15 protein-coding genes are annotated in these 14,653 nt (G+C 56.9%); 4 read left to right on the top strand and 11 right to left on the bottom strand.

All coding sequences use genetic code 11. From position 1 onward, the window contains the following. Positions 1–2: 2 nt before the first annotated feature. Positions 3–881 carry a phospholipase A gene (gene pldA / locus D9980_RS18685; RefSeq protein ID WP_121608097.1) on the bottom strand — a complete coding sequence of 293 codons (879 nt, stop codon included), beginning with the start codon at positions 879–881 and terminating at the stop codon, positions 3–5. A 202-nt stretch (positions 882–1,083) separates the two neighbouring features. Here pldA and D9980_RS18690 point away from each other — a divergent pair, with 202 nt between their 5' ends. Together D9980_RS18690 and rarD are read left to right on the top strand one after the other, a co-directional pair. Beyond that, positions 1,084–1,554: a thioesterase family protein gene (locus D9980_RS18690; protein ID WP_021807770.1), complete on the top strand. Its 471-nt coding sequence runs from the start codon at positions 1,084–1,086 to the stop codon at positions 1,552–1,554. 101 nt (positions 1,555–1,655) lie between these two features. After that, positions 1,656–2,543, top strand: coding sequence for an EamA family transporter RarD (gene rarD / locus D9980_RS18695; RefSeq protein WP_121608098.1), 888 nt, complete (start codon positions 1,656–1,658; stop codon positions 2,541–2,543). Here rarD and D9980_RS18700 read toward each other — a convergent pair. The 3 genes from D9980_RS18700 to ysgD form a co-directional block, all read right to left on the bottom strand. Further along, positions 2,535–3,596, bottom strand: a complete 1,062-nt coding sequence (locus tag D9980_RS18700; RefSeq protein ID WP_121608099.1) for an AbrB family transcriptional regulator — start codon at positions 3,594–3,596, stop codon at positions 2,535–2,537. The two genes, rarD and D9980_RS18700, sit on opposite strands and share 9 nt — an antisense overlap. A gap of 131 nt (positions 3,597–3,727) precedes the next feature. After that, entirely contained in the window at positions 3,728–4,678 is a 951-nt protein-coding gene (gene corA / locus D9980_RS18705; protein WP_024484663.1) for a magnesium/cobalt transporter CorA, read from the bottom strand. 166 nt (positions 4,679–4,844) lie between these two features. After that, positions 4,845–4,934, bottom strand: coding sequence for a YsgD/CorL family protein (ysgD, locus tag D9980_RS27330; RefSeq protein WP_367651464.1), 90 nt, complete (start codon positions 4,932–4,934; stop codon positions 4,845–4,847). 190 nt (positions 4,935–5,124) lie between these two features. Here ysgD and D9980_RS18715 point away from each other — a divergent pair, with 190 nt between their 5' ends. After that, a complete protein-coding gene (locus D9980_RS18715) occupies positions 5,125–5,598 on the top strand; it encodes a WbuC family cupin fold metalloprotein (protein ID WP_024484664.1) in 474 nt (157 codons plus the stop codon). Positions 5,599–5,764: 166 nt separating this feature from the next. Here D9980_RS18715 and uvrD read toward each other — a convergent pair whose 3' ends face one another. The 6 genes from uvrD to D9980_RS18745 form a co-directional block, all read right to left on the bottom strand. Beyond that, positions 5,765–7,927 carry a DNA helicase II gene (gene uvrD / locus D9980_RS18720; protein ID WP_021181533.1) on the bottom strand — a complete coding sequence of 721 codons (2,163 nt, stop codon included), beginning with the start codon at positions 7,925–7,927 and terminating at the stop codon, positions 5,765–5,767. Between the two features lie 77 nt (positions 7,928–8,004). After that, positions 8,005–8,721: a 5-amino-6-(5-phospho-D-ribitylamino)uracil phosphatase YigB gene (gene yigB, locus D9980_RS18725; RefSeq protein ID WP_121608101.1), complete on the bottom strand. Its 717-nt coding sequence runs from the start codon at positions 8,719–8,721 to the stop codon at positions 8,005–8,007. Then, positions 8,721–9,632: a tyrosine recombinase XerC gene (gene xerC, locus D9980_RS18730; RefSeq protein WP_021181535.1), complete on the bottom strand. Its 912-nt coding sequence runs from the start codon at positions 9,630–9,632 to the stop codon at positions 8,721–8,723. Before xerC ends, yigB begins: the two co-directional genes overlap by 1 nt. Continuing rightward, entirely contained in the window at positions 9,629–10,333 is a 705-nt protein-coding gene (locus D9980_RS18735; RefSeq protein WP_121608102.1) for a DUF484 domain-containing protein, read from the bottom strand. Before D9980_RS18735 ends, xerC begins: the two co-directional genes overlap by 4 nt. Further along, positions 10,330–11,154, bottom strand: a complete 825-nt coding sequence (gene dapF, locus D9980_RS18740) for a diaminopimelate epimerase (RefSeq protein WP_021181537.1) — start codon at positions 11,152–11,154, stop codon at positions 10,330–10,332. Before dapF ends, D9980_RS18735 begins: the two co-directional genes overlap by 4 nt. A gap of 69 nt (positions 11,155–11,223) precedes the next feature. Then, positions 11,224–11,418 (bottom strand): lipoprotein, encoded by a 195-nt coding sequence (locus D9980_RS18745; RefSeq protein WP_284122743.1) that lies wholly within the window; start codon positions 11,416–11,418, stop codon positions 11,224–11,226. Between the two features lie 78 nt (positions 11,419–11,496). Here D9980_RS18745 and cyaY point away from each other — a divergent pair, with 78 nt between their 5' ends. Beyond that, positions 11,497–11,817 carry an iron donor protein CyaY gene (gene cyaY / locus D9980_RS18750; protein ID WP_024484168.1) on the top strand — a complete coding sequence of 107 codons (321 nt, stop codon included), beginning with the start codon at positions 11,497–11,499 and terminating at the stop codon, positions 11,815–11,817. Positions 11,818–11,855: 38 nt separating this feature from the next. On the opposite strand, the gene D9980_RS18755 is transcribed toward cyaY, so the two are convergent. Next, positions 11,856–14,414, bottom strand: coding sequence for a class I adenylate cyclase (locus D9980_RS18755; RefSeq protein WP_024529532.1), 2,559 nt, complete (start codon positions 14,412–14,414; stop codon positions 11,856–11,858). Positions 14,415–14,653: the final 239 nt, after the last annotated feature.

Consider the following 14,653-nt stretch of genomic DNA (forward strand, 5'->3'; position numbering starts at 1 on the left):
AACTACATAATGTCGTTAAGCATGACACCAACACCCAGCCGTGTCTGCTTGAAGTTGTAATCAATCATCGATTCGCCGTAGCCGCTGAACACCTGGGTATAGAAACGCACATGGCTGGTAATTGGGTAGCTCCAACCCAACTGCGCGCCGCCAAAGCCGCTATTCCAGTTGTACTGCCCCTCGGCACTGAACACGCTTTCCCCCAAGGCATAACCCACCGTCAGACGGTAATAGCCCATATATTTGGTGATATCCGGGTTATCATCGCTGCTGTCGCTTTCCGAGAACCGGAACCAAGGTTTGACCTCGACCTGCCAGTCGCCATTCTGCGCCATCAGGCGTGCATAACCACGGTTCCAGCTGCGTGAGGTAGGATCTTCACGGCCGTTGGACTCATGATTCAGACCCACTTCGATATCACGCAGCGTCCAGCCGGCAAACTTATACGCCGTGGCCCAGCCGACAAAAATCTGCGGTTCGTAGTTGGTTTCACGGAACGGTGAGGATTCATCATGGTTGGAGAGCTGCCACCAGGACCGTTGGGTATAAGATGCCCCCAAGACCGAATTCTCACCGGCAATACCACGCCAGATCGGGAAGGCCAGGCTGAGCTGGAACTTTACCTCATCCTTGCGGGCATTTTCCGCCCAGCTATAGGATTTGATCGCTTCTTTGTTCAGATCGCTGGTATCGGTATAGATCAGGTAGTTCGTTTCATAAGGATACAGAGTGAACGGATTATCATAGTGTTGCAGCATGTTGCCGATGATGCTGCCACGAACCGCCGGTTTATTCAGATTCTTTTGCTCGGTGGCCTCATTGGCCTGCACCACTACTGGCGCAAACAGCATCGCCATCACAATCCCAGACAGAACGCGCATAATTTTGTTCACTCTCGAAAGATAAGGAAAAACCCGGAAATAAAAGCAGGCTATTTTACACACATTGCTGGTTTTACCGCACTAGTGAATACATTTATCTGCCAGGCCTGGAAAGCAACAAAAGATAAGCATAAAATCCACAAGTCATTAACCTGGACTGACCAGTACATCGGCTGGCCGAACTCAAATGAAGAAAGGAACTATGTCACACACAACTTTGACCCTCGAGGCCGCCCGCCAGAAGATTGGCGAAATCTTCGTCTATCACATGCCATTTAACCGTGAATTGGGGCTGGAGCTACGCCGCTTTGAGGACGACTACGTTGAATTGAGCTTTACCAATCAACCTAAGCTGGTGGGTAATGCCGCCCAAAAAATCCTGCATGGCGGCGTGATCGCTTCCGTACTGGATGTTGCCGCCGGGCTAGCGTGCGTGGGCAGCGTGCTGATGCGTCAGGACCCGCTGATCGAAGAAGAGCTGGCGTCCCGTTTATCGCGCATGGGGACAATCGATCTGCGCGTCGACTATCTGCGCCCAGGCCGCGGCGAGCATTTTGTTGCTTCCGCCAGCGTACTGCGTAGCGGTAATAAAGTGGCGGTAGCACGCGTTGAGCTGCACAACCACGATGGCTTACACATCGCCAGCGCCACCGCCACCTACCTGGTGGGCTAAGGGTGCCAGCCGGTTGTGATCCCTAAACCACACAATTGTGGGACACGGCCGGTTATCTTCAGTAAAATCACCGCATCTCCTTTTCCCACCCGGTAACCGTCATGGACGCACAACAAACGCGGCAGGGCATTTTCTTTGCTCTGGCCGCCTATTTTATTTGGGGTATCGCCCCCGCCTATTTCAAGCTGATCCAACAAGTCCCTGCCGATGAAATCCTCACCCACCGGGTGATCTGGTCGTTCTTCTTTATGCTGGGGCTGGTGTCATTGGGCCGCAACTGGCCGCAGGTGCGGGCCGCCTGTAAAAACCGCAAGCGGCTACTGCTGCTGGCCGTCACCGCGCTGTTGGTGGGAGGGAACTGGCTGCTGTTTATCTGGGCGGTGAATAACCACCACATGCTGGAGGCCAGCCTGGGCTATTTCATCAATCCGCTGGTGAACGTGCTGCTGGGGATGCTGTTCCTGGGTGAGCGTTTCCGCCGTATGCAGTGGGTGGCCGTAGCCTTGGCTTTTACCGGAGTGCTGGTGCAGCTGTGGCAGTTTGGTTCGCTGCCGATCATCGGGCTTGGCCTGGCCTTCAGCTTTGCCTTCTACGGCCTGCTGCGCAAGAAGATTGCCATTGATGCACAAACCGGCATGTTGATCGAAACCCTATGGCTGCTGCCGGTGGCCGCCATCTACCTGTTCCTGATTGCCGATAGCCCAACCAGCCATCTGAGCGCCAACCCCTGGTCGCTGAATTTACTGCTGGTGGCCGCCGGGGTGGTCACCACGGTTCCACTGCTGTTCTTTACCGCAGCGGCCAACCGCCTGCGCCTGTCAACGCTCGGGTTCTTCCAATACCTCGGGCCAACGTTGATGTTCCTGCTGGCAGTCACCTTCTACGGTGAGACCATCGGCCAGGATAAGCTGGTGACCTTTGGCTTTATCTGGGCGGCGTTGGTGTTGTTCCTGTTGGATGCCTTATACCAGCAACGAAAGCTACGTTGATTGCACAGGCTGGGCGTGGTTAGAGATGAATCTGGCCATCGCCGGGCCGGTCAGCAAAATAGTAAACAGCCGCAGCGTCTGCATCGCCATCACAAAGGTCATATCGACCCGGCTGCCTGCGGCGATGATCGCCACGGTATCCAATCCGCCGGGGCTGGTGGCCAGATAGGCCGTCAGCAGATCGACCGGTAGGAACTGGGTCAACATCCACCCCAGCCCGCCGCAAAACAGCATCAGCGCAACAATCGATACCACCATCTGCGGCAAGGTGCGCAACGCCAGCAGGAAGATGGCCCGGGTAAAACGCAGCCCGACGCTCCAGCCAATCAACGTGTAGGCCAACGCCAGCAGCCATTCAGGCACCTGTAACGCCATGGTGCCAGTGGAATGTAATGCTGCCCCCGCGATCATTGGCAACATCAGCGCTCCGGAAGGAATGCGCAGACGCGGTCCTAACCAGGAGCCGATAAAGGCCACGGCCAAAGTACCGGCAAAGCGCCAGTCGAGGGCGGGGAACCACTCCAGAGCGGCGCTCCCATGCCCAGCTTCATCTCCCAGGCCGATACGCGCCACGACCGCTGCCGCCGTCGCGACAAACAGCACGCGCAGATACTGCATAAACGCCACCAGCCGCACATCTGCACCGAAATCTCCCGCCATCGCTACCATCGCCGATGCGCCGCCAGGGGAAGATCCCCAGGCACCGGTAGGGCCGGGCAGACCACTGAAACGCACCAGGCACCAGCCGGAAACACCGCTCGCCAACAGCGTCGCGATCAGCACCAGCAGCACCAGCGGCCAGTCATCCAACAAAGGGGTAAGAATATTGGGCGAAAGGCTCTGGGCGATCATGCAGCCCAGGATCGCCTGTGCCGCAATAAATAAGGGGCCAGGAATGCGCACCGAAGCGCCAAGCAGCCCCATCGCGACGCCGACAATCATCGGCCCCAGCAGCAAGGCGGCAGGAACATGAAAGGCCTGTAGACTAAACCCCAACACCAGCGAAGCCAGCAGCAGGATCAGCCATTGAATGACGCGCGGGAACTTCTCCATTGAGACGCATGCCTTACGAGCCGATAAGCAGTGGGGATATTCTACCCCGGTTTAACGGGCGGAGAAGGGATCATTGAAGATAAAATGGGGCGGTGGTGTAGACCACCACCCGAAGCGTACGAGAGCCGGATTTAAAGCCAGTTCTTGCGTTTGAAGTAAAGATAAGGGGCCAGCCCCGCCACGATCATCAGTGCAATCGCCCCGGGGTAGCCGAACGACCAACGCAGCTCAGGCATAAACTCAAAGTTCATCCCGTAGCTTGAGGCCACCAACGTCGGCGGCAGGAACACTACCGAGACCACCGAGAAGATCTTGATGATGCGGTTCTGTTCGATGTTGATAAAGCCCATCGCCGCCTGCATCAGGAAGTTGACCTTCTGGAACAGCGATTCGTTATGCGGCAGCAGGGATTCGATATCGCGCAGTACTTCCCGCGCCTGTTCCAGCTGGCTGGTTGGCAAACGCGCCTTGCGCACCAGGAAATTCAGCGCGCGCTGAGTATCCATCAGACACAGGCGCACCTTCCAGCCGATATCTTCCAGCTCGGCCAGCGTGGACAGCGCTTCATCATATTCGTCGCCCTGGTGCCCTTCCATAATCACCCGGCTGAGCTTTTCCAGATCGCTGTAGACGTTTTCTATCTCGTCGGCCAACTGCTCAATTTTGGTTTCAAACAGATCCAGCAGCAGCTCGTAGGCGTTGCCGTCCACCATTCTTATACTGCGCGCACGCATCCGGTAAAGCCGGAAAGCGGGCAGTTCGCGTTCACGCAGGGTATACAGGCGGCCATCGCGGATGGTGAATGCCACGGTAGAGTTGCCCGCGTGATCTTCGGCGTCTTCGTAGTAGAAAAAGGAGTGGATATGCAGGCCGTCATCGTCTTCGAAGAAACGGGCCGAGGCTTCGATATCATCCAGTTCGGGGCGTGTCGCCAGGCTTTGGCCCAACTCATTTTGCACGCGCTCGCGTTCGCCCTCCTCCGGCTCAACCAGGTCAACCCACAGCGACGAGGTCAAATCATCTGAGTCATCCAACTCCAGACGGGATAAGCGGCTGTTATCTAATTTAAAAGCGCTTAGCATGTGCCAAAACTCCCTAATGGTAACGGGGTAGACAACGCATTGAAGCACAGAAAGCGAGGGAAGTATGCAATACCGGCTCGTTCCAGACCATGAAGAGATCTGACTCGGAGCGACGCTGGGGAGGGTCGCCGACAACCACGAAGGGTATCAGCGCAATGGGATAGCCTTAGAAGTTGTACCTGGTGTCCAGGTCTGTGAGCCAGTATCTACTGGGTGTGTCCAAGGCGTGTGTCCTCATTGATATTCGTGCGCGCATGTTACGCCGAGAAGAAAAAGCCTGTCAACCGGTTAGGGTGGATAATCGCGCAACAATTCAGCACGCTCGCGGCCGGTTTGTAACACTCCCGCAACCTTGACCACGCCTGAAGGAAAACCGCGTCGCGATCTCTGACCGCAGCCACGAATCTTGCTAAGATTAGCGCACAGAAATATTGCGGATTGACGACATGAAACAGATTACCGCCCACGACTTGACGACCATGAGCGAACAGGCAGCGACACTGCCACGCCTGCGTGCCCACCGTACCTTACATGAAGAGTTGAGCGATCCGGTGCAACGCCTGGCAATTGCCATGGAGCCTGGCACCTATATTCGCCCACACCGCCACCCGCAGACCTGGGAGTTACTCACCCCGCTGCGTGGCCGTTTCGTGGTGCTGCAGTTCAATGACGAAGGCGTGGTCACCCAACGTACCCTGCTAGGCGAAGAAACCAAGGTGCTGGAGATGCCGGCGTTTACCTGGCATGCCGTGCTGTCTGTCGATCCGGGTGGCGTGGTGTTTGAAGTGAAGCAGGGCCCTTATCAGGCGCTCGGCGAAGAAGACTGTATGCATTGGGCTCCACCGGAAGGTGGCGAGGGGATCGAAGCGGTGATGCGCTGGTATGCCACTGCCAAAGTGGGCGATCGTTTCGCACACTGACCCCCTCACCCTAACCCTCTCCCCAAAAAGGAGAGGGAGCTGGTACGGCGCCGTAATTCCGCTACCGTGTTCAGGTAAGTTTCGACAATTGATAGCTAACTCGATCGGTCCCCTCGCCCTTTGGGAGTGGGGGATAGCGACGCTATTTTCACCTGTAAGAGCCCCGTTATACCGTTTCCAGCTTGGCGTAGGCTGCTACCAGCCACTTGATGCCTTCACCCTGAAACGCGATCTGCAACCGGCTGTGCTCACCGCTGCCTTCCAGGTTGACGATGGTGCCCTCGCCAAACTTGGCATGGCGCACGCGCTGCCCAAGCTTGTAACCAGTGTCGTTTTCACTGATCGGCGTCCCCATCCGGCGGTGGCTCACCGAGCGGGAGACACTGGCCCGCAGGCGCACCTCTTCCACACAGTCTTCCGGGATCTCACCGATAAAGCGTGATGGCCGGTGATACACCTCTTTGCCATACAGGCGGCGGGTTTCCGCATAGGTCAGCGTCAATTTTTGCATTGCACGGGTCAGGCCAACATAGGCCAGGCGGCGCTCCTCTTCCAGGCGGCCACCTTCGTCCAGCGACATCTGGCTTGGGAACATACCCTCTTCCATACCGACGATAAACACCTGGCGGAACTCCAACCCTTTGGCCGAGTGCAGGGTCATCAGTTGCACCGCGTCCTGATAGGCATCTGCCTGCCCTTCCCCCGCTTCCAACGCGGCATGGGACAGGAAGGCCTGCAACGGCATCAGATCCTGATCTTCATCCTGGTAGCTGTATTGGCGCGTGGCCGTGACCAGTTCCTCAAGGTTTTCGATACGCGCCTGGCCCTTCTCGCCCTTTTCCTGCTCATACATGATAAACAGCCCGGAATCGCGGATCACCCGGTCGGTTTGCACATGCAACGGCATTTCGGCGGTTTCGTGGGCCAGTGAGTCCACCAGCTCCAGAAAACGCTGCAGGGAGGACGCTGCACGGCCCGCCAGCACCTTATCTTGCAGCAGCGCACGGGTAGCCTGCCACAGCGTCAGTTGACGGTCTCGTGCCGCCTGGCGCACTACGTCGAGGGTGCGATCGCCAATGCCGCGCGTTGGGGTATTCACGACACGCTCAAAGGCCGCATCATCGTTACGGTTGGCGATCAGTCGCAGATAGGCCAGGGCATCCTTGATCTCCTGGCGTTCGAAGAAGCGCATGCCGCCGTAAATGCGGTATGGCATGGCAGTTTGCAACAAGGCCTCTTCCAGCACGCGCGATTGGGCGTTGCTGCGATACAGGATGGCACAGTCGTTCAGCGCACCGCCGTTGTCCTGCCAGGCCTTGATGCGGTTAACCACAAAGCGGGCTTCATCCAGCTCGTTGAACGCGCAGTAAATCGAGATCGGCTCGCCTTCGGCCCCTTCGGTCCACAGGTTTTTGCCCATGCGCCCGTCGTTATTGGCGATCAGGGTGTTGGCAGCCTTCAGGATGGTGCTGGTCGAACGATAGTTCTGCTCCAGACGCACCGTTTCTGCACCGGGGAAATCCTTCAGGAAACGCTGGATGTTTTCCACCTGCGCACCACGCCAGCCGTAGATCGACTGGTCATCATCCCCCACGATCATCACGTTGGCCTTGCCCCCGGCCAGCATGTGGATCCAGGCGTACTGGATGCGGTTGGTGTCCTGGAATTCGTCCACCAGGATATTGGTGAAGCGCTCACGATAATGATTGAGGATATGCGGCTTGTTCAGCCACAGCTCATGGGCGCGCAGCAGCAATTCGGCAAAATCGACCAGCCCTGCACGATCGCAAGCCTCCTGATAAGCCTGATAGATCCGCAGCCAGGTGGCTTCCACCGGGTTGCCATAGCTTTCGATATGCTGCGGGCGTAGGCCATCATCTTTCTTGCCGTTGATGTACCACATCGCCTGGCGCGGCGGCCATTGCTTCTCGTCAATGTTCAGCGCCCGCACGATGCGTTTCAGCAGGCGCAGTTGATCTTCACTATCCAGGATCTGGAAGTCCTGCGGCAGGTTGGCGTCCATATGATGAGCGCGCAGCAGGCGGTGTGCCAAGCCGTGGAAGGTGCCGATCCACATCCCGCCCTGGCTGGTGCCAATCAGGTGTTCGATACGGTGGCGCATCTCTGCCGCCGCCTTGTTGGTGAAAGTCACCGCCATGATGGAGTACGGCGAACAGTTCTCTACCGCCAGTAGCCAGGCAATGCGATGCACCAGCACCCGGGTCTTGCCGCTGCCTGCACCGGCCAGCACCAACAGGTTGCTGCGTGGCGCAGCCACGGCTTCACGTTGTTTATCATTCATGCTGTCGAGCAGGTCGGAAACGTCCATAGGCACCATTGATTGGTAAAGGGAAAACCCGCTTCCACGCGCTTTCCACTGGGAATTTATACAGAGTTCTGCTGGGATTATAACAATGCTGTCAGCGATGCCAACTGCGAAATCTCAATATGTGGTAGCAGACGGCTGTCAGCCACCTGCATCAGGCTGCGCTGACGGTCGTTGATCCAGCAGGCCTGCAAGCCCGAACGCAGCGCCCCGGCAACGTCGGTGGTCAGGTCATCCCCGACGTGCAGGATTTGTTCTGGCGCCACGCCCAACCTTTCGACCGCCAGTTGATACATATCCTGATACGGCTTGGCGCGGCCATCTGGCCCGGAGCGCAGCACAAACTGGAAGTATTGCTCCAACCCGCACAGGGCCGGATCGGCATTGCCATTAGTGATCGCCACCAGCGGATAACGTTGCCCCAGCGCCCGCAAGGTAGCGTGAGTGGCTTCCGGCACATCGATCCGGCTACGCCACTGGGCAAAGTTCTGCATGGCGGCATCGGCACCGATGGACGCTTCAGCATCGCGCAGCCCCTGACGGCTCAGCGCCAGGTGGACCGCCCGCCAGCGCCATTGGGTAACGTCGTGGTAAATCTCCGGATCCTGTTCACGCAGTTCCTGCCGCAAACGGTGGAAGTCCGCCGACTGAAAATGGCTCAATCCCGGATGGTAGTTCTGCAAAAAGGCCACCGACTCATGCTCGGTCTGCTTGATCACCGGACGGTTGTCATACAGCGTATCGTCCAGATCGAAAGTCAGCGCGGCCAGTGGGCGTAACGGACGGTAAAAATGCATCAGGATTTCCCTCGTTTGGCGCGTGGATGCGCGGCATCGTACACGTTCGCCAGATGTTGAAAGTCGAGGTGGGTATAAATTTGCGTGGTGGTCAGGTTGGCGTGCCCCAGCAGCTCCTGCACCGCGCGCAGATCGCCGCTCGATTCCAGCATATGGGTGGCAAAGGAGTGACGCAGCTTGTGCGGGTGGATATGGCTGTTGACGCCCTGCTTGACGCCCCACTCGGCAAAACGTTTTTGTACGTTGCGCGCCGAGATGCGCTTGCCTTGATTGGAGAGGAACATGGCATCATCCTGCGGCGCAAACAGATCGCGCAGCGCCAGCCAGTGTTCCAGCCAGGTGACCGCCGTACGGCCTATCGGCAATTTACGTTCTTTGCTGCCTTTCCCCAGCACCCAGATCTCACCGCCGCCCAGATCGACATGGCGGCAATCCAGCCCCACCAGTTCAGCCAGACGCAGCCCGGCCCCGTACATCACTTCCAGCATCGCACGATCGCGAACCGCCAGCGGATCGTTGAGATCGATGTTCAGCAGTTGGTTCATTTCATCGACGTCGATATTCTTCGGTAAATGACGGCCACTACGCGGTGTGCGGATGCCTTTGGCGGGGTTAGCGCTTATCACGCCCTGGCCGACCAGCCAGTCCAGAAAACTGCGCAATGCAGAGAGGCGCAGCGCCAGGCTGGAAGACTGTAACCCGGCGCGCTTACTGCGGGCTGCCAGCTGACGCACTCTGGCGGCATCCAGCATCGGCCATTCGCTGACGCCCAGCTCGCTTGCCATGGCGATCAACGCCTGCAGCTGGCGCGAATAGCTGATCTGAGTCAGTGGGCTGAGTTGCCGCTCCACCTTTAAATAACGCAGGAAAGCGTCCACCGGCGGTTGCAGGTTGGCCGCTACGCCGGTCATGCGCGTTCTATCCAGCGTTCCAACAGTTTTGGCAACATACGCGCCAATTGGCCGAGCATCACGGTGCCCATCCCCTGTTGATAATGTTGAGTATCGCGGCTGCTGAAGATCACCATGCCGAGATCGCCCTGCTCCCCCAGCAATGACAGCGCCACGGAGCCAACCTGTTTGGCCTGCGGCAGCAACAGCAGCAGCTCGGGGCCATTAAGGTTGCCGAGGTAGTGATAGCGATCGCCCAGGCGTTGAATTCGCAGCGGCTCAAACGCCGAGCGTGTCAGGCCAAGATGGGTGAAATCCGACGGCGCGCCAATATTCCAGCGATCGGCAAACAGGCGGATATTCGCCCCTGCCAGCCCAAACCCGCGCGCCCAACGCTGCAAGCGGTTGAGCATATCCTGCAGGCTGCTGGCGGTGGCCAGGTCGGCCTGTAGATGTAACAGGCTGCCAAACAGCGATTCGTTGGCACTGGCCTGCTCCATCAGCAAGGTGATCTCTTCTTCCAACTGGGTGATTTGGTTGCGCTGACGCGCCAGATGCCACTCCACCAACGATACCGTGCCCCGCACCGGGTGAGGCACTCGCATCTGTTCCACCAGCCGTGCATTGCGCATAAAGAAGTCCGGATTCTGCATCAGAAATTGCATCACCGTGTCATCATCAAGCTCAACGCCCGTGGCTATCCGATCGTCAACCTGCTTCATAAGTGAATAAATCCGTCATAAACATGGGTGGCCGGGCCGGTCATAAATAACGGCTCCCCTGGCCCTTTCCAGCGGATATGCAGGCTACCGCCGGGCAGTTCGACATGCACCTCTTCCGCCAGCAGCTCTTGCTGAATGCCCACCGCCACGGCGGCACAGGCACCGCTGCCACAGGCCTGCGTTTCACCGGCACCGCGCTCATAAACCCGCAGTTTGATGTGCTCACGGCTCACCACCTGCATAAAGCCGATGTTGGCGCGTTCCGGGAAGCGATCGTGCCCTTCCAGTACCGGCCCCAGCAGCTCCACCTTGGCGGTTTTCACGTCGTCCACCTGTAACACACAGTGTGGGTTACCCATCGAGACCACACCGCACAGCACCGTATGTTCCGCCGCGCGCATAATGTAGGTTTTTTCCGCTTTGGTGGCGCGAAACGGCACGATCTGCGGATCGAAATTCGGTTCACCCATATTGACGCACACCAGGTCATCATCGGTGACGCTCAGGATCATGCGCCCGGTCTGGGTGCTGACACGGATATCACGTTTATTGGTCAAGCCTTTCAAGCGCACAAAGCGGGCAAAACAGCGGGCGCCGTTGCCACACTGGGCCACTTCACTACCGTCAGCATTGAAAATGCGGTAATGGAAATCGAGTTCGGGATCGTACGGCGGTTCTACCACCAGCATCTGGTCAAAACCCACGCCCAAATGCCGGTCGGCCAGGCGGCGGATCAGCTCAGGTGAAAAATAGACGTTCTGTGTAACGGCATCGACCACCATAAAGTCGTTGCCTAAACCGTGCATTTTGGAGAACTGCATATCATACTCCGCTATCTGGACGACGTACCGTCTGATATTTATGGTGGCATCAACCACCATAAAGGCTCATTACTGATTGCTCATCGACGGTTGCTGCTGAGTGCCAGCGGGTTCTTGTTGGTTCTTGCTAACGGTACCAGCACTGGTTACCGGTTGCTCTGCCGGTTTGTCCTTCGGTGGAAAATACAGCGGGCCCTTCAGGCCACAGCCAGAGAGCCCGACCAGCAAAACGGCCATCAGCGCATAGCGTAGTTGTTTTTTCATTTGCATTAATGCCTGTAATTCATGCGTCCAAGCTCACTATAATCGCAGGTGGATCATGAAAAGCAATAGGAATCGAATATGAACGATAGCGAGTTTCACCAGTTGGCCGACCAACTGATGCTGAATATTGAACAGACCCTGGACGATTTTGACGGTGATGCGGATATCGATTACGAAACCAACGGCGGGGTGATGACGCTAAGCTTCGAAAACGGCAGCAAGATTGTGATCAACCGTCAGGAGCCGTTGCACCAGGTGTGGCTGGCCACCAAGGCCGGTGGCTATCACTTTACCTATCGTGACGAGAGCTGGCAGTGCGATCGCAGCGGCCGGGAATTTTATGAGTTGCTGAGTGAAGCGGCCAGCACACAGTCCGGCGAGACTGTCAGCTTTAGTTGAGTTTTGCAGAGGGGCGCAAGCAACTGCGCCCTCAAGCATTAATGCAGCTGGAACTGTTGCTTCAAAGGCTGTGCGGCATTGCCGTCGGCGACCGTGATACACAGGTTCGACAGCGCATTGCTGCGGAATGGGATCACCTGGGTACGGCCATCGAGATGCACAATCTGATAGAACTGCGGCAGGTTGAAGTTGATAAAGCTGGAGCCGTAGGTAAAGCGATCGTGTGAGGAGGAATAGAAGCGGCTGACATCGCGCACCAACTCCTCTTTGCTCCCTTCACAATGGTGATACACCTCAACCCGGTTCGACTCATCCAGAATGTAAATGTTGAAGCCTTTATCATCCGTAGTGTCTTCAAAGAAGAACTGGATAATCCCCTCACTGGCAAAACCGTCAACCACCGGTGGCAAATGCACCTGATCGGTTTCCACCTTGATCGACAGGCCATGCAGTTTGTTGTTGGAGATTGCCCCGTAGAACTCCACGGCGTTTTCCAGCTTCTGCACCGACACGCTCAGGCGTTCGAAGAACAGGCCCCAGGTTTGCCCGGCCACACGCACCGCTTTAAACCGGCCCGGCTCCAGGCGAGTGCTGGAAAGACGCAGCTCGATACACTCGGAAACCAGCTGTTGAATGCGGGTACGGATCAGGCCACGCAGGTGCTGGCTGTAACAGAACACCTCCACCGATTCCGGCGGTGCAGCATCCTGATGCATCTTGCCCAGAATGGTCTTCAACGCTTCAAGCACCGACTGCTCACCGCTGAAATGCAAGGTGCGCACTTCGTTCCATGAGTTGCGATACAGCAGATCGATACTGCCAACCAGGCATTGTTGCTGCTGGCCAAAGCTGAACACGTCCAGCTTGCGGAAATCGAAATGCACCACCTGATTACGGAAGGCCGCCGTCGGGTCGTTTTCCAGGTTGACGATAATCGCCAGATGGCGGATTTCGCACGGGCTGTAGAGCGCTTTCGGCGTCGGAGCGGCCAAGCGCAGCGGGAAATGGTGAGAAACGTCGGTAACTAGTTCCTGCAGCTTGGCGGTATCGCAGATATTGCCGCTCTTGATATGCAAGCGGGTGCGTGAAGTGAGCAGGCCATTGAAATAGGCCCAGGCCACCAGCTTGTTGAGATAGCGGTTATATTCCAGCGGTTGATGGCTGACGATCGAGCTCATCTCCGGTGCCTGGTTATACAGGTACCAGCCGGTGCGGTTGGCGCGGCCAATCGGCACGTGAATAAAGGTCAGGTCGTTTTCTGACAGGTCTGGTGAAATTTGCGGGTTCACCAGCGTCACCTTACCCGGCAGTGCCTCAAAGGCCGCGTACAGTTTGCGGGTCAACACCCCGATATCCTGCGGGCTGGCACTGACGCTGAGATTGTTGCGGCGAGCAAAACGGATCAGGTTGCGATAGCTTTGCATCATCGCATCCAGCAGTTCGTTATGGGCTTCGCGCACCCGTTCGATCTTCCAGTTAGCCCGGTTATCGAGGATCTCCAACCGCTCTTCGTCCCAGCCCCACTCACTGACCAGTTGGCTGAGGATTTCCCGCCGCCAACCGATAGTGGCGTTGTTGGACTGCGACAGCTTCTCGCAGACCTTCAGATAGAAGCAGCGGCGAACCAGGTCAAGGCGGGTGGTATCGTTGATTTCAGTCAGGTAGTGGGTGACGCGTTCCAGCATCATGCAATAGGCATCAAGGCCGAAGCAGACGATCTCCCCCTGGTGCAGACGATGTTTGATCCCCATCGCCAGCAACTGAGTTTTCGGGTATTCCCATGAATAGGCTTCGAGCAGCAGCGTTTTCAGCACCGCCTTGTAGGGCGAATCGATGCTCTTATACAGCTGCCATAGGCTGGCACCGAAGTACTCTTCGGCAGAGAGCGTGCTCAATCCGCCGAGATCCAGCCATTCATTTGGGGTTAATACCCCCTGGGAATAGAGCGAAAGCACATATTCATCGTAATGCGCTTCCTCTTCGCCCGGCACCATGTTCCACAGGATACGTTTCCCTGCCAGGCGCACGGCCGTGCGGTAGAACTCATCGAGCAACAGAATATGTTGGGTTGAGCCGCAGTCTTCACCGCCCAGGCTGCCGCTTTCATTATGGCGGAAGCGGTTTTCGTCGATCAGGAAGAAGCTGACTTCCACCCCCATCGAGGCCGCCCATTTCTCCAGCAGGCTGCATTTTTGCTGCAGGCGGCTGCGCTCTTCGTTGTCTAACCAGGATTGGTGGCAAACCCAGATATCCAGATCCGAGGTGCAGCTCTGGCCGATCGAGGAGGTGCTGCCCATGGAATAAAGCGCCGTAATCGGCAGTTCGCCCGTGGCCATTTTTTCAAACGGGCTGCCCCATTTGTCTTCTAAATCATTGAGATAAGCTTGTTGAGTTTCATCAGGTGTGTAGATACAGATGCCATGGGGAACGTTACCGTTGAGGTAGCCCGGCATCAGTGGATGATGGTGGTGCAATAAGGTAGGCAGCAGACTGTAGACCCGTTGGAACGCGGGCTTCATGGCCGCCAGGGCACGATCGACACGTAGTTGGTTGATCGCATCCAGTCTTTGTTTCAGTGTCTCGATGTAGAGGTACAAGACGTCTCGCCTGATTATCCCGATGCTTGAAAAAAACCCGTATTCCCGCTGCGTCTTTAGTTTAGAAGAATTTTTGACGACTTATTGCTGGAAACGTGATCAATCTAACACCTTGCTGATTGACCGTAAAGGAGGTAAAGCGACACACTTATCCTAGCGCTTCTATAAATGATTTACCCGCAGTGTGAACTGCCGCCAACTTTCCCTCACGCCCCTTTGATTCCGTTGTCCTTTCTCCG

Source organism: Serratia sp. 3ACOL1 (genome assembly GCF_003668775.1).
Lineage (GTDB): Bacteria > Pseudomonadota > Gammaproteobacteria > Enterobacterales > Enterobacteriaceae > Chania > Chania fonticola.